At 67.4% G+C, this 19,780-nt stretch carries 16 protein-coding genes and 1 tRNA gene; 10 read left to right on the top strand and 7 right to left on the bottom strand.

Annotated elements, in window-relative coordinates; genetic code table 11:
- Positions 1-5 precede the first annotated feature (5 nt).
- On the top strand, positions 6-746 hold the full coding sequence (locus BPODLACK_RS18085) for a 3'(2'),5'-bisphosphate nucleotidase CysQ (RefSeq protein ID WP_040004697.1): 741 nt from the start codon (positions 6-8) through the stop codon (positions 744-746).
- A 10-nt stretch (positions 747-756) separates the two neighbouring features.
- Positions 757-1,506: an ABC transporter permease gene (locus BPODLACK_RS18080; protein ID WP_006436114.1), complete on the top strand. Its 750-nt coding sequence runs from the start codon at positions 757-759 to the stop codon at positions 1,504-1,506.
- Positions 1,507-1,644: 138 nt separating this feature from the next.
- On the opposite strand, the gene cobF is transcribed toward BPODLACK_RS18080, so the two are convergent.
- The 3 genes from cobF to BPODLACK_RS18065 are packed head-to-tail and all read right to left on the bottom strand — an operon-like array spanning position 1,645 to position 3,465.
- The gene (cobF, locus tag BPODLACK_RS18075; RefSeq protein WP_006436113.1) at positions 1,645-2,412 is read right to left on the bottom strand and encodes a precorrin-6A synthase (deacetylating); all 768 of its coding nucleotides are present in this window, start codon (positions 2,410-2,412) and stop codon (positions 1,645-1,647) included.
- A 2-nt stretch (positions 2,413-2,414) separates the two neighbouring features.
- A complete protein-coding gene (locus tag BPODLACK_RS18070) occupies positions 2,415-3,224 on the bottom strand; it encodes an SDR family oxidoreductase (protein WP_006436112.1) in 810 nt (269 codons plus the stop codon).
- 25 nt (positions 3,225-3,249) lie between these two features.
- Positions 3,250-3,465, bottom strand: coding sequence for a hypothetical protein (locus BPODLACK_RS18065; protein WP_006436111.1), 216 nt, complete (start codon positions 3,463-3,465; stop codon positions 3,250-3,252).
- An 82-nt stretch (positions 3,466-3,547) separates the two neighbouring features.
- Between BPODLACK_RS18065 and BPODLACK_RS18060 the strand changes: the two genes are divergently transcribed.
- On the top strand, positions 3,548-4,510 hold the full coding sequence (locus tag BPODLACK_RS18060; protein ID WP_006436110.1) for a GlxA family transcriptional regulator: 963 nt from the start codon (positions 3,548-3,550) through the stop codon (positions 4,508-4,510).
- A gap of 44 nt (positions 4,511-4,554) precedes the next feature.
- Here the strand turns inward: BPODLACK_RS18060 and BPODLACK_RS18055 are convergent.
- A tRNA-Arg gene (locus tag BPODLACK_RS18055) sits at positions 4,555-4,630 on the bottom strand.
- A 252-nt stretch (positions 4,631-4,882) separates the two neighbouring features.
- On the opposite strand from BPODLACK_RS18055, the gene BPODLACK_RS18050 reads away from it, so the two are divergent.
- On the top strand, positions 4,883-6,199 hold the full coding sequence (locus BPODLACK_RS18050) for an acyltransferase (RefSeq protein WP_006436108.1): 1,317 nt from the start codon (positions 4,883-4,885) through the stop codon (positions 6,197-6,199).
- Positions 6,200-6,238: 39 nt separating this feature from the next.
- On the opposite strand, the gene BPODLACK_RS18045 is transcribed toward BPODLACK_RS18050, so the two are convergent.
- Positions 6,239-7,462, bottom strand: a complete 1,224-nt coding sequence (locus BPODLACK_RS18045) for an oxygenase MpaB family protein (protein WP_006436107.1) — start codon at positions 7,460-7,462, stop codon at positions 6,239-6,241.
- Between the two features lie 151 nt (positions 7,463-7,613).
- On the opposite strand from BPODLACK_RS18045, the gene BPODLACK_RS18040 reads away from it, so the two are divergent.
- Entirely contained in the window at positions 7,614-8,306 is a 693-nt protein-coding gene (locus tag BPODLACK_RS18040) for a TetR/AcrR family transcriptional regulator (protein WP_006436106.1), read from the top strand.
- Positions 8,307-8,362: 56 nt separating this feature from the next.
- A complete protein-coding gene (locus tag BPODLACK_RS18035; RefSeq protein WP_159405872.1) occupies positions 8,363-9,991 on the top strand; it encodes an MFS transporter in 1,629 nt (542 codons plus the stop codon).
- A 6-nt stretch (positions 9,992-9,997) separates the two neighbouring features.
- On the opposite strand, the gene BPODLACK_RS18030 is transcribed toward BPODLACK_RS18035, so the two are convergent.
- Positions 9,998-10,438, bottom strand: coding sequence for an SRPBCC family protein (locus tag BPODLACK_RS18030; RefSeq protein ID WP_006436104.1), 441 nt, complete (start codon positions 10,436-10,438; stop codon positions 9,998-10,000).
- 143 nt (positions 10,439-10,581) lie between these two features.
- Between BPODLACK_RS18030 and BPODLACK_RS18025 the strand changes: the two genes are divergently transcribed.
- The 3 genes from BPODLACK_RS18025 to BPODLACK_RS18015 all read left to right on the top strand — a co-directional run bounded on the left by BPODLACK_RS18025 (position 10,582) and on the right by BPODLACK_RS18015 (position 16,309).
- Complete coding sequence (locus BPODLACK_RS18025; RefSeq protein WP_006436103.1) at positions 10,582-11,955, top strand: MFS transporter; 1,374 nt, start codon at positions 10,582-10,584, stop codon at positions 11,953-11,955.
- 15 nt (positions 11,956-11,970) lie between these two features.
- Positions 11,971-13,959 (top strand): gamma-glutamyltransferase family protein, encoded by a 1,989-nt coding sequence (locus BPODLACK_RS18020; RefSeq protein WP_159405871.1) that lies wholly within the window; start codon positions 11,971-11,973, stop codon positions 13,957-13,959.
- 178 nt (positions 13,960-14,137) lie between these two features.
- On the top strand, positions 14,138-16,309 hold the full coding sequence (locus BPODLACK_RS18015) for a glutamine synthetase III family protein (RefSeq protein WP_159405870.1): 2,172 nt from the start codon (positions 14,138-14,140) through the stop codon (positions 16,307-16,309).
- Between the two features lie 140 nt (positions 16,310-16,449).
- On the opposite strand, the gene BPODLACK_RS18010 is transcribed toward BPODLACK_RS18015, so the two are convergent.
- Positions 16,450-18,057 carry a PucR family transcriptional regulator gene (locus BPODLACK_RS18010; protein WP_159405869.1) on the bottom strand — a complete coding sequence of 536 codons (1,608 nt, stop codon included), beginning with the start codon at positions 18,055-18,057 and terminating at the stop codon, positions 16,450-16,452.
- A 75-nt stretch (positions 18,058-18,132) separates the two neighbouring features.
- Between BPODLACK_RS18010 and pruA the strand changes: the two genes are divergently transcribed.
- Positions 18,133-19,779 carry an L-glutamate gamma-semialdehyde dehydrogenase gene (gene pruA, locus BPODLACK_RS18005; RefSeq protein ID WP_159405868.1) on the top strand — a complete coding sequence of 549 codons (1,647 nt, stop codon included), beginning with the start codon at positions 18,133-18,135 and terminating at the stop codon, positions 19,777-19,779.
- Position 19,780: the final 1 nt, after the last annotated feature.

Genomic DNA, 19,780 nt, shown 5'->3' with positions numbered 1-19,780 from the left:
AAGGGATGACTTCCCGACTTTCCGACGCCGAGCTGGCCGCCCGGATCGCCCAGGGAGCCGGGGAGATCCTCCTCGGGATTCGTCATGGCGACCTGTTGGCCGGCAGCATGCTCGGCGATGTCGGCGATGCTCTCGCGCAGGCGTGGATCTCCACCGTCCTGCGCAAACACCGTCCGCGCGACGCTGTTCTGTCCGAGGAGGCCGCCGACGTCGGCGACCGCGCGACGGCCCGGCGCGTGTGGATCATCGACCCGCTCGACGGCACAAGAGAATTCGCCGCGGGCAGCGCGGACTGGGCTGTGCACGTGGCGTTGACGGATAACGGAACCGTCACCGAGGCGGCGGTCTCGCTGCCCGCTACCGGTGAACTGTTCCGCGCCGACACCGTCGAGAAGCCGGGCGCCGAACTGACCCGTCGCATGGTGACCTCGCGGTGGGGCGGCTCGTACGAGACGAGCTACGTGTCCAACCGGCTCGGCCTGCAGATGGTTCCGGTCGGGTCGGCCGGCGCGAAGGCGATGGCCGTCGTCCGCGGTGATGCCGACGCCTACGTCCATGCCGGCGGCCAGTATGAGTGGGACAACGCGGCCCCGGTCGGGGTCGCACTGGCGGCCGGGCTGCACTGCAGTCGCCTGGACGGGTCGGAGATCGTCTACAACAATCGCCACCCCTACATGCCCGACTTCGTGATCTGCCGCCGCGAGATCCGCGAGGACATGCTCGCGGCCCTGCAGCAGATCTGGTGAACTGGCCGGTGTGAACGGAATCGGCGACGCCGTCGTCCGGATCGGACCGGTCCTCGCGATCGCCATCGGTGTGCTCGCTCTCGTCGCGGTGCTGGTGAACCGCCGAAGCGGTTTGGCCACCGACACTTTGGTGGCGACCCTGCGGGCCGTCGTGCAACTGGCCGCGTTGGCGGGCGTACTGGCGGTGGTGATTCCGCATCTGTGGGCGTCCGCGCTGTTCGTCGTGGTCATGGCGGCGGCGGCGGCCTGGACGTCGGCGCGGCGCATTCGTCCGAAACAATCCGACTTCGTCACCGTCGCGCGGTGCCTGGGCCCGGTCGCGGCACCGACGATCGTCATCGTGCTCGTGCTGGTCGTGGTCGGTGTGCTGCCCGCCCGCGGTATCGCGGTCATCCCCACCGCCGGCATCTTGCTCGGCGGCGCGATGGTCACCACCTCCCTCGCCGGTCGGCGCGCACACGACGAGCTGACCACACGTCACGGTGAAGTCGAGGCCGCACTTTCGCTGGGTCTTCTCCCCCGCGACGCTCGGTTCGAGATCTGCGCCCCGGCGTCGGCGACCGCTCTCATACCCGGACTCGATCAGACCCGGGCCGTCGGGCTGGTGACGATCCCGGGCGCCTTCGTCGGCATGGTGCTCGGCGGCGCGTCGGTGTGGGCCGCCGCGGCGATGCAGTTGTTCGTACTCATCGCGCTGCTCGCCGTCAGTTCGATCGCCATGCTCGTCACGGTGGAGCTGGTGGCGCGAGAGGACCTGTGATGTCGGTCAGAAAGGTGGCGGGTCTTTCTGGTCGTTCCTTCACTCCCAGAACTCATTTCGACGTTGCGACCTCGATCGAAGTCGCAACTTCGGAATGAAGTCTGGAAGTGGAAGGTTCCTCAGACTTCAGTTCTGCGATCATGCGGGGCGGGAAGCCTTGCGCAGCAGGTAGATGTCCATGATCCAGCCGATGCGTTCACGCGCCTCGGCACGAGCTTCGACGATCCGGTCGGTCACGTCGCCCACCCGTCCGCTGATGAGGATCTCGTCGGCGGTGCCGACGTAGGCGCCCCACCAGATGTGGTCGTCCGGGTTAGCCGTGTGACGGAAGGCCAGATCGCCGTCGAGCATGACGATCTGGTTGGCATCGGCGCCGGCGGGTGTCTCGGCGAGGCGGCGACCGGTGGTGATGTGGATCGGTTCGCCGACGCGGTTGGCGACGATGCCGTGTGCGGCGGTGAGTGCGCTGGCGCTGGTCACGCCGGGAATCACCTCGATCGAGAGCTCGAGGTCGTCGCGGGCGGCCAGGTCGTCGACGATGCGCAGTGTGCTGTCGTAGAGCGCCGGATCGCCCCACACCAGGAAGGCCGCGACCCCGCCGTCGCCGACCTCGTTCCGCAGTGCGGCGGCGATCAGGTCCGCGCGAGCCGCATGCCAGCGCCGGACCTCGGCGTCGTAGTCGGCCGGGGTGCGATCACGCGGCGGATCGGGGATCTCGACGAGCGTATAGCCCGCGCGCGCATGCGCATCGAGGATCACCCGGCGCGCGTCGAGCAACCCGCTCTTGGCCGTTCCCTTCTCGAGGGCGAGGAAGGCGTCGACGTCGGCCATGGCGTCGATGGCCTGCAGTGTGACCTGGCGTGGACCGCCGGGCCCGATCCCGATGACCCGCAGCGTGATTCGCACGGTCAGATCTTCACCTTGGGGAGGCCGTGCTTCCGGGCGGTCATGTCCAGGATCAGCTGGCGCGGCGCGAGCCGGCGCAGGAAGAACACGATTCCCGCCTGGTTTCCTCTGGCGTAGAACGGCTTCGGGTGTTCGGCGAGCGCCGCGTCGACGATCTGGGTGGCCATGTCCTGTGCGCCGATCCCGGCGTCCTCGTTGCGGCGGGTGGCCGCGGCGAGGGTCTCGTATTCGGCACGGTACGGCGAGTTCTCGCCGACGTGGATGGACCGACGATCACCGATCCCGGTGGCGATGGTGCCCGGCTCCACCGAGATCATGCGAATCCCGTACGGCGCGACCTCACGACGGGTGGCCAGCGCGAACGCCTTCAACGCCGACTTGGTCGCCGCGTAGTTGGAACGGAACGCGACCGGGAAACTCGACAGCATCGAGCCGACCATGACCACCGTGCCCCGACGCCGCTCCCGCATCCCCGGAAGAACCGCCTTCGTGAGCGCGATCGGCCCGAACACGTTGACGCGGAACAGATCCTCGATGGCCTGCATCGAGGTGTCCTCGAGCGCGCCGGCCTGCGATTCGCCGGCGTTGTTGACGAGGATGTCGACCGGACCGACGAGGTCGGCACAGGCGGTGGCGGAGTCATAGTCGGCGTTGTCCAGGCGGACGTAGGTGACACCGGCGATCGGGTGCCGCACGGCGTCGGGGTTACGGGTCGTGCCGTAGACCCGATGCCCGCGGGCGACGAACTGGCGGGCGACTTCGGCGCCGATGCCGCTGGTCGCGCCGGTGACGAGAACGGTCTGAGAGCTCACGCCCGCTACGGTATCGCAGCCCGTTTCAGACGAGACGGTCGTAGCGACGCGTGAGAATGCTCAGTTCGGCCGCGACCCGATCGGTGTCGGGGCCGTAGGGACGCTGCGGATCGCGCGTCCACCAGTCGGCGAAGCGCTGAAGCGGAGTGCGGCGACCGGTCGGCGTGCGGCGGGTGACGTACACCAAGGTCGCCGCGGCGACCACGGCCAGGACGGCGAGAACGATGAGTGCGATGATCATGGCAGTAATTTTCTGCGCACTTGATTTCAGCCAACAGTGGCGCAAATGACAATGTCCACAAATTTTCTGCCATACTGACGTCATGCTGACAACGGTCGGGGTCCTCCTCCACGGCAACGTCGCGCTCTTCGAGTTCGGCGTGATCCACGAGGTGTTCGGCCTCGACCGCACCGACGACGGCGTTCCCGCATTCGACTTCCGGGTCGCTTCCCCCGATCCGTCGGTCCCGCTGCGCGTCGGCAACGGAGTCTCACTCCAGGTCTCGCACACCCTCGACGAGTGCCGCGACGTCGACCTCGTGGCCATCCCGGGCGGAAAGGTCGACGGCGACTATCCCGCGGAGATCCTGGACACCGTGCGCGCGGTCGTCGACAACGGCGGCCGCGTGCTCACCGTGTGCTCGGGCGCCTTCGTCGCCGGCGCGGCCGGCCTGCTCGACGGTCGCCGCTGCACCACGCACTGGCGCTACGGCGACGAATTGTCGCGACAGTTCCCGAAGGCGACGGTCGACACCGACGTCCTCTTCGTCGACGACGGTCCCATCACCACCAGCGCCGGCACCGCGGCCGGGATCGACGCGTCGTTGCATCTCGTACGCGAGGCCTGGGGACCGGGCGTCGCGAACCGGATCGCCCGCCGCATGGTCGTCTCGCCGCACCGTGACGGCGGTCAGCGACAGTTCGTCGACGCCCCGATGCCCTCCTGCTCCGACGAGGGTTTCGGCGCTCTGCTCAGTTGGCTCCTCGAGCACCTCGACAGTGACATCAGCGTCGACGACATGGCGGAACGGATGCACATGTCCGGCCGGACATTCGCGCGCAGATTCGTCGACGAGGTCGGGGTGTCACCGCGGCGATGGCTCACCGAGCATCGCGTCCTCGCCGCGAAGAACCTGCTGGAATCCACCGACGCGCCCGTCGAAGAGGTCGCGCGGTTGGTCGGATTCACCTCGGCGACACTGCTGCGGCACCACTTCGCGGCGTCCGTGGGCGTCTCGCCGCTCGTGTACCGCCGTCGCTTCGCGAAGTCCGCCGCCGTGTCATAGCTCGGACCCGCGGTCAGCGCGGTTTCGAGCTATGAAACGGCAGGTGGTGCCCTCGGTAGGATTCGAACCTACGACCTACCCTTTAGGAGAGGGTTGCTCTATCCCCTGAGCTACGAAGGCGCAGCGACCCGCCGACGGGCGAGACCCGCGCGAGCGCCACACGGCAGTGTACGTCAGCACTCGACGCCTACCGCACCATCTCCACACGGCACCCGATTCCGATCGCCGCTATAGTCGACAGGAAGCGCGAACCGGGCAATTCGGGCTGTGATTGTCGCCACTTCATGCACCCCGACGTTGAGGTTCCTGCCAGATTCGGCCCGTACACTTCGTTCGGGTAACAGTTTGGTCAACGGGGAGGTCTTTGCTTTGGTGCACGCAGCGGGCTCGGCGCGCACCGCCGACAGCGAGACCGGCACGGCTGCCCACTCGGGACCGACCACTCCGGCGACACCGTCGACGACGGCCCCGGTCAGGGGCTCCCGCTCGCGCGCACACACCGCCGACTTCGTCCGCGTGGTCCTGTTCACCTTCGTGGTCGTCGCACACAGCGTCAACGCGATCAACGGCGGACCCGACGAGATCCGCGGCGCCAACCTGGTCGGCACCCTCTGTCACCTCACCCGCTACGGCTTCGTCGCGGTGACGCTCTACGTCCTCGTCCTGAGCATGCAGGGACGCGAGATGTCGCCGGTGCAGTTCTGGCGGCGTCGCTTCGGCCTGGTGATCGGGCCCTACCTCGCGTGGACGGTCATCTACGCGATCACCGACCACGTGATCATCCGGGACAACCCCTTCCCACCGGCCGGCGAGTGGGTCTCCGGACTCGCGCACGATCTGCTCGTCGGCGAGGGGAAGTACCAGCTGTACTTCCTGCTGATCTCGATGCAGATCTATCTGTTCTTCCCGCTCATCACGTGGATCTTCGAACGCGGCCGGAACCGTCCGTGGCTTCTGCTGTCCGGTGGCGCGGTCATCCAGATCATGATGTTCGTCGTCTACCAGTACCTGCCGCGTCCGTCCGGGGCGGCCTGGGACCTCGCCTACCAGCACCTGTGGAAGACGCTGCCGATGTACGCACTGTTCGTCGCCATGGGTGTACTCGCGGCGCAGCATCAGCAGGCGGTGGACAAGTGGTTGCGTGAGCACATGGCCACCGTGGTGCTCGTCGCCGCGGGCTGCGCGGCGTTCACCGTCGCCGGCTACCTCCTGGCGACCTCGCCCGGCAACGTCCCGTGGAAGGCGAACACCGCCTGGAATCCGGTGTCGCTGCCGTGGCTCGTGGGCGGGTTCGCGCTGCTGTGGCTGATCGGTCTCGTCTGGGACGACCGCCGCGCGGCCGGCCGGCCGGCCGCCGCGAAGTTCGTTTCGCAAGCGACCCTGCGCGCGTTCGGCGTGTTCGCCGTTCACCCACTCATCCTCGACATCCTCGGACGCGTCGGCTTCCTCGGCGGGCTCTTCGAATGGTTCCCGCACAGCGCGATCATGCGTTCGCTGATCCTCATCGCGGTCGTTCTCGTCAGCTCGCTGTTGCTCGTCGACATCCTGCTGCGTCTTCCGTTCAGCAAATGGCTGACCGCCCGGCCCCGCCTCCCCCTGCTGCCGAAGCGGCGAGAGAAGAAGCAGGACCGGGCGGCAGTGGCCGAAACCCCGACGGTCGAGGCCTCGACGGCGGATGAGAGGGGATGACCGCCGCGTGGTCGAGGTCGGCCAGTCTGGGTGACCGGACTACTTGTACTTCGGGTTGTTGAACACCGGGATCTCGATGTTGATCGGCATCCGCAGTTCCGACATGTAGAAGAGTACGAACTGCCGGAGGAATTCGTCGATCATCCAATAGGCCTCGCGTGGCATGCCGACGTTCAGCAGGCCTTCACGGACCAGTACATACGGGGTCCACGCCGTCTCCAGCAGCGGAGTCCACACGGGTTCACGCGGGATGTGCAGCCCGTCGGCGGCCTTGTCGCCGAGCATGAACCGGGTCAGCGCCCCCAGAACTCCTCGCGAGAGCAGGGTCAGGTCCAGGTTCATCCCGAGGTCGAGCAGCATGTCGGCGAGCTTGCGACCCTCCGGTGTCGGCTCGATGATCGGGTCGAGCACCTGCTTCGCCTGTGATTCGGCGGCGTTCCACGACGCCGGGATGTACTCGTCCTTGACCCCCAGCACGTGGGCGGTGATCTGCCACGAATGCAGGAAGCCCGCCGATTCGTCGGCAGCGATCGGCACCTGCCACTTGCGGAAGTTGCGCATGACCGTCGTCGGCAGGCTGTGCCACGTCACCATGATGTCGGCCTGACTGATCGGCACGTTCTCCGACGCGGAGTGCACCCAGTGCGGTGACTGGGGCAGCAGGTGCCGGACACCGGCATGTGCCATGCGGGTCTTGAGACAGGTCACGATCATCTCGCCGCCGGGCTGATAGGCGTTGAGCGAGCCGATGTCGTAGCCGAGTTTGGCTGTCTTGGAGATGCGGTCCTTGAGGTCCCAACCACCCTTGGAGTAGTAGACCGCCCGCGCCTCCCGCGGGATCAGGGTGCTCATCATCCCGCTGGCGAAGCCGTAGATGATCCCGAGGTACGTAACGCGCTTCTGGTTGAACTTCACCGCCGTGGCCAGTTTGGACTGATCGGTCCAGGACGGCAGCTGTCGCGCGTGCTCCATGACGTCGCGCAGTTCCGACGGCAGCCCGGCGGGCAGCGGTTGCGAGTTCTTGTGCCAGGTACGCAACAGCTTGTTGACCTTCGGCGCCTGACCGCTGTCGATGACCTTCGCTATCACCGGGTCGGCCTCGTCGTCCCACAGCTGCCGCGGGTCGGTGCCCGCACCGCGGCCCGGTACAGAGTTCGCGGGTGACCACGTCCAGGGCGTCGCCGGGGCCACCGCGGCCACCGCACCCGCGGCGCCGACCACTCCTCCGGCCTTGAGCAGCTTCCGCCTGTTCAGATCTTCCATGACCCCGTCCCATCCGTTCCGATGTATCAATGTGACAAACTTCGTATCCTTGTATCCTCTGTACCAACGGGTGATCCAAGACACACCGAAATCCCCGGATTTGGGATCGTTGATCCGGGCGGATCGATCGCCACAGAAAGGGGAATCACCGATGCCGTCGTCCGCCGCAGACATCCCGGAACCGGGCATGATGCCGGTCGGCTCGTCGTCGAGTTCGGTGATCCACCGCGCTTTCCTCGGGTCGGTGAACCCGACGGACACCGAGTCCGATCCGACCGCCGAACGTCTCCTCGACGCCGCCTTCGACCTCTTCTGTCGCCTCGGCATCCAGCGGACCCCGATGGAGAAGGTCGCCAAGAACGCGGGCGTCACGCGAGTGACCCTCTACCGCAAGTTCGCCACCAAAGACGCCTTGGTCGACGAGGTGGTGCTGCGCGAGTTCCGGCGCTACTTCGAACAGTTCCGCGCCGACATCCCGGCCGCACAGACGGCCGCCGAGCGGGTGGTCGTCGGATTTGTCGGATCTCTGCGCGCGGTCGCCGGCAATCCCCTGATCAGCGGCATGGCCGACTCCGAGTCGAGCATGCTCATCGAATCGATGATCGGCGACGACGGCCTCCTACTGTCCGTCGTGCAGAAGTTCGTGGCCGCACAGCTACGACGAGAACAGTTGTCGGGCACCATCTCCGACGATCTCGACATCGAACTCGTGGCTGAGATGATGGTGCGCATCTCGGCGTCGTTCCTCACCGTGCCGAGTCGTGTCGTCGACATCACCGACGACGCGCAACTGGCCGACATCGCGAGACGATTCCTCGTCCCGATGCTCGATCACCCACGCTGACGGCGTCCGGCTGGGACAATCGGCGGAGATCACTTCCAGCCGAGGGGAGTTCCGCGATGCGTTCGTGGTCGGTCATCATCATCCTGGCGGTGTCGCAGTTCGTGATGGTGCTCGACAGCACCGTCATGAACGAGAGGATCTCGGTCGTGGCCGCGGATCTCGGCACGTCGATCACCGGCATGCAGGCCGCGATCACCTTCTACGCCTTGACGATGGCGGCGTTCATGTTGACCGGCGGCAAACTCGGCGACCTCATGGGCCGGGTGCGGGCCTTCAAGATCGGCGCCGTCATCTACGGGATCGGTTCGCTCACCACCGCATTGAGTCCCAACCTGGCCGTCCTGATGGTGGGCTGGTCACTGGTCGAGGGACTCGGGGCCGTGCTCGTCATCCCCGCGATCGCCTCTCTGGCCGCGATCAACTACACCGGCAAGGCCCGCGTCGCCGCCTTCTCGATCCTCGGTGCCGTGACCGGACTCGCCGCCGCCGTCGGCCCGTTGCTCGGCGGCCTGATGACCACCTACGCCTCATGGCGTTATGTCTTCGTCGCCGAAACCGTCGTCATGGTGATCGTCCTGTTCGCGGCGGGACTGATCCACGACGTCGAACGCGATCGCGACGTGCGGATCGATCCGGTGAGCGTCCTCGCGTCCGCCGGCGGCCTGTCGCTCATCGTCTACGGTGTGCTGCAGTCGAAGACGTGGGGGTGGCTGAAACCGCAGCATCCGCCGGAGATCAACGGCTCGGAGATCGCCCCGTTGGGCGTGTCCCCGGTCGCCTACCTGTTGCTGCTCGGCGTCGTCGTCCTCTGGTTGTTCGTCGATCGACAACGCGCACTTGCCAGTTCCGGCCGGCAACCACTTCTCCGCGTCGAACTGTTGCGGATACCCGCGTTGCGCAGCGGACTGGGCGGGTTCCTCGCGCAGTACTTCGCGATCGCCGCCCTCTTCTTCGTGGTGCCGGTCTATCTGCAGACGATGCTGGGTCGCGACGCCCTGCAGACCGGTGTGAAGATCCTGCCGCTGTCGGTGGGTCTCGTGCTGTTCTCGGTCCTCGGTTCGTGGCTCACCGCACGACGTTCGGCCCGGTTCATCGCCCGCGGCGGGCAGCTCACCATGGCGGTCGGCGTCCTCTTCGTGATCGCCGGGGTGGGGGTCGACCTGCGCAGCATGACCTTCGCCATCGGGATGTTCGTTGTCGGAGCGGGTTTCGGCCTCCTGGCCTCCCAACTCGGAAACGTCAACATGTCCGCGGTCGGGGAGAAGGACACCTCCGAGGTCGGCGGCCTGCAGGGCACGTTCCAGAATCTCGGCTCGTCATTCGGGACCGCGGTCGCTGGTTCGGTGTTCCTCCTCCTGTTGTCGTCGGGTTTCGTCTCCGCGGTCGACGACACCGATTCGCTCCCCGCCAGCGAGCAACAGCAGATCGTCTCGACGGTCGACGACAGCGGAGTGCCCATAATCTCGGCGGATCAGGCACGCACCATGGTGCTCGACACCGGCGGCTCGGAAGCCTCGGCGCAGGCGGTGTCCGACGCCTACGCCGACGCGCAGATCGCCGCGATCCAGCAGGCCCTGTTCATCGTGTTCGTCCTGCTCGTGCTGGCGTTGCTCTTCTCACGGCACCTGCCGAACCGAATCGTCGCGCACACCGACACCGACACCGACACCGAGGAGAAAACCTGAAAAGGGTCAGCCCCGCGCGACCACCTTCTTCGCGATCGTGGCCTCGATGTGTCTGACCGCTTGCGCCGCGAACGGGCCGATGATGCCTCCCAGCACACGGCCGGCGATCCCGCCGGGCAGCGTGTAGTTGATCTCGAGCTGGAGATCGGTGCCGTTCCCGTCGTCGGCGAAGCGCCACGTGGTGTCGGCCTCGAAACCGTCGATCGCCCGGAGCTCGATCAACTCGTTCTCGACGTACCGGGTGCACTCCACGACCGCCTTGATCTTCTTCGGCCCGAGGTCGACCCTCACGTCGAAGACCGACCCGAGTCCGCGGGTCTGATCTGTTGTCGGATCGAAGTGCGTGACACCGATCAGATACTCGGGAACGTTCTGATATCCGTCGACATAGTCGAAGACCCGCTCGCGAGGTGCATCGACGACGACCTGATGACGTACCACTCCCACGCTCTACCCCGTTCTCGCGTGTCCGGCCCGGTGTCTCCGGCGCCGCTTCCGACCGACACTATGCGGTCGCAACCACTTCCAGGTGCGGGACACGGATAACCGACTTGACCTTCCGCCGCGGGGTCGGCTATTCCTGCAGCACGATGTCGACGTCACCGGGCGGATGGTCCGAACTCCTCGCCCGTGAACACCGCGCGGCGGTGTCGGTGTTCGCCGGCGGCATCCTCGTCTTCGCGATCAACACCTTCCTGACCGCGGCGTCACTGCCCAGCACCATCGCCGACATCGGCGGCGACGAGTTCTACGCCTGGGTCGTCACGATCTTCCTGATCGCGTCCGTGGTGGCGTCGATGCTGGTGACACGCGCGCTGGCACAGTTCGGCGCGCGCGGCGCCTACCTGATCGGGTTCTCCGCCTTCGCCGCGGGTTCACTGATCTGCGCCCTCACCCCGACCATGCCGATCCTGTTGGCCGGCAGGCTGATCCAGGGGCTCGGTGGCGGCCTGCTCACCGGGTTGGCGCTGGCGGTCGTACAGATCGCGCTGCCACAGCGGATCTGGGGGCGCGCGGTGGCGCTCATCTCGGCCATGTGGGGAGTCGGGAACCTCCTCGGCCCGGCGCTCGGCGGCCTGTTCGCCGAGGTAGGGTTGTGGCGCGGCTCCTTCTGGTTCCTGACGGTGTTCACCCTGGTCATCGCTGCCATCGCCGCGCGGGTGTTGCCACGCGGTCGCGGCTCGGGCGAACGGCACCCGTTGCCGTGGGCATCGCTGGCCGCGGTGACCGCCGCCGCCGGGGCGGTCTCGGTCGCCGGCGTCGCCGGTTCGACGTCGGTGATCGTGGTACTCGGCGGAGTCGCCCTCCTCGCCCTGGTCGGGTTCGTGGTCGTGGATCGACGCGGGACCACCGGCCTGCTCCCCCGTCTCACCTATTCGGTGGGCAATCCCCTCAAGTGGATCTATCTGTCGATAGCGGTGCTGGCGATCGGGTCGACCGCCGAGGCATTCCTCCCGCTGTTCGGTCAGCAGGTCGGCGGCCTGACACCGTTGGCCGCCGGGCTCATGCCCGCGGCGCTGTCGTCGGGGTGGACCGTCGCGCAGATCGCCAGCAGCACGTGGGCGCACGGCCGGTCCGCGGCGGCCGCCCGCATCGCCGGTCCGGCCTTCCTCGCCGCAGGTATGGCCGGATACGGCCTGCTGCAGTCGTCGAGCGCGCCGATCGCGGTGGCCGGGTGGTACGCATCTCTGGTCGTCGCCGGCATGGGTATCGGCATGGCCTTCCCTCACATCGCGACCGCCGCGATGGGCATCACCACCGATCAGGCGGAGGCCGCCCGCGCCTCGGCAGGGGTCAACTCCGTGCAGATGGTCGCCAACACCATCGGCTCGGCGGCCGCGGGTCTGCTCGTCAGCATCGGGTCCGACGCGGTCGGTTCGGCACGTCTGCTCTCGTTCGGTTTCGCCTGCCTCGCCGTCATCGGTGTGGGCATCGCCGTTCGTTCCGTCCGTCCTGCGCGATGACCGTACGCTGAGTCCATGAGACGCCGTCGGGGAAGTCCTCATTCCGGGCGTCGGGTCGTCCGCTTCGCGGTGTTCGGGGTCTCCTGCATGCTGGTCCTCGCGTCGTGCGGAAACGGCTCCGACGGTCCGGCCGCCGCGCCGGTCACCTGCACGGAGATCCCGAACGGCGATCTGATCGGCGCCGAGAGTGTCTCGGCCGCCCCCACCGACATCGCGACGAAACCCGAGATCGCCTCGGGTTACCGGAGCGGGATGAAACCGGTCGTCACCGCAACGTACGCCGCGGCCACCGCCAATCCGCTCGCCACCCGCGCGGCGTGCGACGTCCTGCACGACGGCGGTACCGCAGCCGACGCGCTGGTCGCCGCACAGATGGTGCTCGGTCTCGTCGAACCCCAGTCCTCGGGGATCGGCGGCGGCGCCTTCACCGTCTACTACGACGCCGCGTCGAAGACGGTGCGCGCCTTCGACGGTCGCGAGACGGCTCCCGCAGCCGCCACTGAGACCTACCTGATCCGGATCTCCCCCACCGACCCGGCACCACCGGTGCCCAGCGCACGGGCATCGGGCCGGTCGATCGGCATTCCCGGCGTGATGCGGATGCTCGGCATGGTCCACGGCGAGTACGGCAAACATGCCTGGCGTGATCTGTTCACCCCCGCGATCTCCTTGGCGGACAGTGGTTTCGAGATCAGCCCGCGTCTGTCCGGGGCGATCGCGGCCGCGGCGGCGGACCTCGAGGCCGACGTCGACGCCCGCGACCACTTCCTGACCGGTGAGGGCGCAGCGAAACCGGCGGGCACCAACCTGGCCAACCCCGCCTACGCGAAAACCCTTGGGGTGCTGGCCACCGACGGCGCCGACGCGATGTACGACGGACCGCTCGCGCAGGCGATCGTCGCCGAGGCGGGCACCACCGCCGGCGGCATGACGCCCAGCCTGATGACCGTCGACGACCTGCGCAACTACCGGGCCATCGCGCGGGACCCCATCGTGACGGAATACCGGGGCCGCCAGATCGTGGCGATGCCGGGACCGTCGTCGGGCGGGATCGCCGTCGCCTCCGCGCTGGGCATCCTGGAGAACTTCGACCTGCCGTCGATGCCGCCCACCGAACTCGACGGTTCCACACCATCGGCCGCGGACGGCGGTCGGCCGAATCCCACTGCGGTACACCTGATCACCGAGGCCGAACGTCTCGCCTACGCCGACCGCGACAAATACGTCGCCGACCCGGATTTCGTCCCGCTGCCGGGACGCGGCGTCGACACCATCCTCGACCCGGGGTATCTGAAGACCCGGGCCGGACTGATCCGCCCCGACGCCTCGCTCGGCGAAGCCCCGGCCGGCGATCTCGGGCCGGTCCCGCTGGGTTCGCATCCCGGTACCGAGTACGGCACCAGCCATATCACCGTCGCCGACCGATACGGCAACGTCGCGTCGATGACGACGACCATCGAATCGGCCTTCGGCAGTTTCCACATGGTCGACGGCTTCCTGCTGAACAACCAGCTCACCGACTTCTCGGCCGAACCGCGCGACGACGGGGCCCTGCTCGCCAATCGGGTGTCGCCGGGGAAGCGTCCACGGTCGTCGATGGCCCCGACCCTGGTGATGCAACCGGGTACCGGGGGCGCACCCGCACAGGTGATCGCCGCGTTGGGTTCCCCGGGCGGATCGGTCATCATCCAGTTCGTCGTCAAGACCCTTGTCGGGATGCTGGACTGGGGACTCAACCCGCAGCAGGCGGTGTCGATGATCGACTTCGGCTCGGCCAACACCCCGACGTCGAACGTCGGTGGCGAACATCCACTGGTCGACACCACCGACGACGGCGCGCACGATCCGTTGGTGCGGGGCCTCCGCGAACGCGGAGAAGAGGTGTCCGTCGACGAACAGTCCAGCGGTCTCAGCGCGATCATGCGCCACGAGGCCGGATGGATCGGCGGCGCCGACCCGCGGCGTGAGGGTGCCGTGATGGGTGACGACGCCGCACTGCGGTGATCCGGGTGGTCCGAACGGACGAATCCCTGCTGTGCCATCAGTTTTCCTCAGCGTCACACGGGGGCAACGGAGCGCATACACCCAGCTCATAGCGTCAAGTCGCTCGCAAACGCGGCAACACCAGCGACGTCGTCGTGCCGACATTCGCCGAGGTCGACGAGAAACTCCAGGAGTAACCATGAGTGGCAGCATGTCCCGCCGTCAGGCCATCAAGGCCGTGACGACCTACGAGGTGTCGGCACCCGGATTCACCGAACCGTTGGCAGATACTTTCGGACGCAACGTGTTCGGCTTGTCGGTCATGAAGAAGCGCCTGCCGAAGCATGTCTTCAAGGCGGTCGCGGCGACCATCGACACCGGCTGCGCGCTCGATCCGACGCTCGCCGACTACGTCGCGGTGGCGATGAAGGACTGGGCCATCGAGAAGGGCGCCACCCACTACGCCCACGTCTTCTACCCGCTGACGGGTTTCACCGCGGAGAAGCACGACTCGTTCCTCGAACCGGATTCGAGCGGCGCGTCGCTCGCCGAGTTCGCCGGAAAGACCCTGCTGCAGGGTGAACCCGACGCGTCGAGCTTCCCCAACGGCGGCCTGCGGGGCACCTTCGAGGCCCGCGGTTACACCGGCTGGGACGTGACGAGCCCCGCGTACATCCTGGAGAACCCGAACGGCAACACGCTGTGCATCCCCACGATCTTCATCTCGTGGACCGGTGAGGCACTGGACAAGAAGACCCCGCTACTCCGCAGCCAGCAGGCGATGAGCAAGCAGGCGATGCGCCTGCTGAAGCTCTTCGGCCACGAGAACGTCGACACCGTCGTCTCCTACGCCGGCGCCGAGCAGGAGTACTTCCTGATCGACGAGCACTTCTTCTACGCGCGTCCCGACCTGATGACGTCCAACCGCACGCTGTTCGGCGCCCCACCGTCGAAGGGTCAGGAGTTCGACGACCACTACTTCGGCGCCATCCCCGAGCGGGTGCTGTCGTTCATGATCGAACTCGACCGCGAGCTGTTCAAGCAGGGCATCCCGGCCAAGACCCGCCACAACGAGGTCGCCCCCGGCCAGTTCGAGATCGCGCCGGTCTTCGAACGATCCGTGCTCGCACACGATCACCAACAGCTCATGATGACCACGATGAAGGCAGTCGCCGAGAAGTACGGGATGAAGTGCCTCCTGCACGAGAAGCCCTTCTCCGGGGTCAACGGCTCCGGCAAACACGTCAACTTCTCACTCGGCAACTCCAACCAGGGCAACCTGCTCAACCCCGGAGACACCCCGCACGAGAACATGCAGTTCCTCACCTTCTGCGGTGCCATCATCCGCGCCGTCCACACCTACGGCGGCCTGCTGCGAGCCGCGGTCGCATCGGCGTCGAACGATCACCGCCTGGGCGCGAACGAGGCTCCGCCGGCGATCATCTCGATCTTCCTCGGCGAGCAGTTGATGGACGTCTTCGAGCAGATCGCCAAGGGCGGCGCCACCGGCTCCAAGGCGGCCGGCGTCCTCGAGCTCGGCGTCGACACCCTGCCCCCGCTGAAGGCCGACCCGGGCGACCGCAACCGCACCAGCCCGTTCGCCTTCACCGGCAACCGATTCGAGTACCGCGCACCGGGTTCCAACCAGTCGATCTCCGATCCGATGGTCGCGATCAACACCATCCTGGCCGATTCCATCGACTTCATCTCCACCGAACTGGAGAGGTTGCTCGCCGACGGCGCCGAACTCAACGACGCCGTGCAGAAGGTGTTGCAGGAGATCATCAACAGCCACGGCGCGGTAATCTTCAACGGCAACGGCTACTCCGACGAATGGCAGGAGGAGGCCGCCGCCCGCGGCCTCAAGAACCTCCGAACCACCGTCGACGCCGTCACCGAGTACACCGCGCCCGAGGTCGTCGAGATCTTCGAGAAGTACGGCGTCCTGTCGGCCCGCGAACTCGAGGCCCGCGAGGACGTCATCTTCGAGTACTACGGGCTCACCATCCTCGTCGAGGCCAAGGAGACCGCGGAGATCGCCAAGACGATGATCATGCCCGCCGCGATCCGCTACCAGGGCGAACTGGCCGGCACCGCGGCGTCGTTGAAGATGGCCGGGATCGAAGCTCCCACAACACTTCTCGTGGAGATCACCGGACTGATCGGCAAACTGCAGGCCGCGGTGGTCACCCTCGACGAGGGCATCGCCGGCATGCACGGCGAGAGCACCTACGAGGAGTCGAAGTACGCACTCGAGACGCTGATCCCGGCGATGGCCGCGGTGCGCGAGGTCGCCGACACGCTCGAGAGCATCGTCGCCGACGATCTGTGGCCGCTGCCCACGTACAACGAGATGCTCACCATCCTCTGAGATCTCGCGAACGCACCACCACCGGAAAGCGCCCCCGAAGTACGCCCTCCACAGCGGATCCGACGACACTATGTCGTCGGATCCGCTGTGTGGGGTGGATTTCGGGGGCGGTTTTCAGGGCGGGATTTCTGGGGTGACCGCTACCGCACCCGCAAGGACAACGCCACGACGAGCCGCGTGGCGGGATCCTCGAGGTCCATCCCGGTCAGGGCCTCGATCCGGCGGATGCGGTAGCGCAGCGTGTTCGGGTGGACGTGGAGATCCCCGGCGGCGGAACGGACGTCGCCGAAGCGGTCCAGGTAGGCGCGCAGGGACACGGTGAACTCGCTGCCGGTGCGGTCGTCGAGGTCGGCGAGTTCGGAGACCCGCGGGTCCACCAGGTCGGGGTTCTCGGCGAGGAGCGCCACGATCTCGCCGAGCAGGACACCGGTGCGCGAACCGCCGACGGTCGTGACATCGTCGATCAGTTCACCTTCGAGGGAGGCCGCGTCGAGCACGCGGTCGATCTGGGTGCGCAGTTCCGGTACCGCGGCGAGGTTGTCCGGTCCCGCGACCACCGCCCGGATGTGGACGCCGAACTGCCGGTCCGTCGCATCGACCGACACCCGCGCCCACTCGACCGCGGCGTCACCGGTCACGCCGGGCAGCACCACGTAGGCGCGGTCGCCGATGGTCGCGGTCACCGACAACGGACTGAACGCGCTGGCGTGCAGGGTGAGCGCGGAGATGCGAGTGCCGTTCTCTGCCAATGGGACCGGAGCGTCTACGGCCGACCCAGTCGTCGCGAACCCGACGAGCACCACCGCGACGGAGGATTCGATGCCCAGTTGGGCGGCCAGGGCATCGACGTCGATGATGTCGCCACGCGCGCCGAGGAGCCGACGAACCGATTCGTCGTGTTCGGTTCCGGCCGTTCGACGCCGGGCGATCACCCGGGCGGCCACTGCGGCGGCACCGGTGAGGACTTCGTCGGTGTCGGCGGCGAAGGGCCGGGTACCGCGCTGCAGCCAGACGACCCCCAGGAACTCAGCCGTCCCGGGGGCCCGGATCGCGACCGCCCGGCGTTCTCGCAGCCCGAGGTCGGTGCGTGCGTCGACCGCCACCACCCGCGACGACCGGCGCAGCGCGTCCATCACCCCCCACTGCCGGAGCCAGGCGAGCATCTCCGGCGGACCCTCGCGTCCGAGGATCGACAACCGCCGGAGCTCATCGGCCTCGTCTCCTGCCGAGCTGTAGGCCAGCACGTGCGAGCGCTCGTCCTCGATGCTGACCAGGCCGCCGGTGCGCCGGGCGACCTCGGCCGCGATTTCGAAGAGGTCGCCGGTGGTACCCGACTCCATCGACTCGCCGTCGTCCGGCGAACGCCGCGCGGTGTCGAGGACGCGCGCCACGAGGTTGTAGATGCGCTCCCACCGAGCGTGTGGGTCGATGGCCACGACCGCGATTCCGAGCCGATCGGCGAGATCGGTGAGTGTCGCCGACGACGTCTTGCTCATGACGGCCACCGGACGGTGCATCCCGAGACCGCCCAGCAGTTCAGTGCTCACCTCGTCGGACAGGCCGACCAGCAGGAACACGTCAGCCGACCGCGCGGCCTGGCCGAGGCCGAAGTGGACGTCGTCGATGTCGATCATCGCCAGGCTTCGCACCGGCACGTCGAGTCCTTGCGGCGCGGTGATCAGCGTCGCCACCGTCCGATCGAGGGCCAGGATCAGATGCCCCAGCGCCACACCCGCCGATTTGTCCACAAGAACAAGGCTACGACCGATCAGTTTGCCGATCGGCCATATCGCGGGAACCTGCTCCCCAGGTGAACTGACGTCATGGACGCCATCACCACTCCCCCTCGACCGGCCAACGAGCCGGTCCACACCTACGCACCCGGATCGCCCGAACGCACCCGCATCATCAATGAACTCACCAGCCAGTCCATGGCGGGCCGCCGCGAGCTGCCGCACATCATCGGCGGGCACCTGCACCTCGGACACGGCGAACCGATCGACGTCGTGCAGCCGCACGCCCACCGAGAGGTGCTCGGCTTCCTCACCAACGCCACGCACGACGACGCCCGCGCCGCCGCCGACGCCGCGATGGCCGCGAAGGACGAGTGGGCCCACACCAGCTTCGACGACCGCGCCGCGGTGATCCTGCGCGCGGCCGAACTGCTGTCGGGTCCGTGGCGCGAACGGGTCGCCGCCGCGACGATGCTCGGCCAGTCGAAGTCGGTGCAGCAGGCCGAGATCGACGCTCCCTGCGAGCTCGTCGACTTCTGGCGGTTCAACGTCGCCTTCGCCCGGGAGATCCTCGCCGAGCAGCCGGTGTCGTCGCCGGGTGTCTGGAACCGACTCGACCATCGTCCGCTCGACGGATTCGTCTACGCGGTCACCCCGTTCAACTTCACCGCCATCGCCGCGAACCTGCCGACCGCACCGATGCTGATGGGCAACACCGTGGTGTGGAAGCCCTCTCCCACACAGGCGTATTCGGCCCAGTACACGATGGTACTCCTCGAGGCCGCGGGACTGCCACCCGGAGTGATCAACCTCGTCCACGGCGACGGCCGGGCCGTGTCGGATGTGGTTCTCGCGGACGAGAACCTGGCCGGCATCCACTTCACCGGCTCGACCACGACCTTCCAGCACCTGTGGCGGGAGGTCGGCGGCAACATCGGCAAGTACCGGAACTACCCGCGGCTCGTCGGCGAGACCGGCGGTAAGGACTTCGTCGTCGCGCATTCCTCCGCCGAACCGCGGGCGCTCCGGACGGCATTGATCCGCGGCGCCTTCGAGTATCAGGGCCAGAAGTGCTCGGCCGCCTCGCGTGCCTACATCGCCCGGTCGGTGTGGGACAAGATGGGCGACGACTTCCTCAGCGAGGCCGCCGAACTCGGTTTCGGCGACGTGCGCGACCTGTCGAACTTCGGTGGTGCGCTCATCGACCGTCGTGCCTTCGACAAGCAGGTCACCGCGCTGCGACGCGCCAAGTCCACACCGTCGCTCACCGTCGCGGTCGGTGGCGCCTGCGATGACACGGTCGGATACTTCGTGCGCCCGACCGTGCTGCTGTCCGACGACCCGCGGGACGAGGCGTTCTCCACCGAGTACTTCGGACCGATCCTGTCGGTGTACGTCTACGACGACGCCGACTACGAGACGATTCTCGATCTGGTCGACACGACGGCGCGGTATGCGCTCACCGGTGCGGTCATGGCGACCGACGTCTCGGCGGTCGCCCTCGCCTCGGATCGGCTCCGTAACGCCGCCGGCAACTTCTACATCAACGACAAGCCGACCGGCGCCGTCGTCGGCCAGCAGCCGTTCGGCGGCGGGCGCGCCTCGGGCACCAACGACAAGGCGGGGTCGAAGGAGAACCTGCTGCGCTGGACGTCGACCCGCACGATCAAGGAGACCTTCACACCACCGACGACTTACCGATACCCGCACATGAGCACCGACTTCACGGGGGTCTGAG

The sequence above is a fragment of the Gordonia sp. YY1 genome (assembly GCF_009872315.1).
In the GTDB taxonomy this organism is placed as follows: domain Bacteria; phylum Actinomycetota; class Actinomycetes; order Mycobacteriales; family Mycobacteriaceae; genus Gordonia; species Gordonia amicalis.
This window is presented reverse-complemented; position numbering and strand designations above follow the sequence as displayed.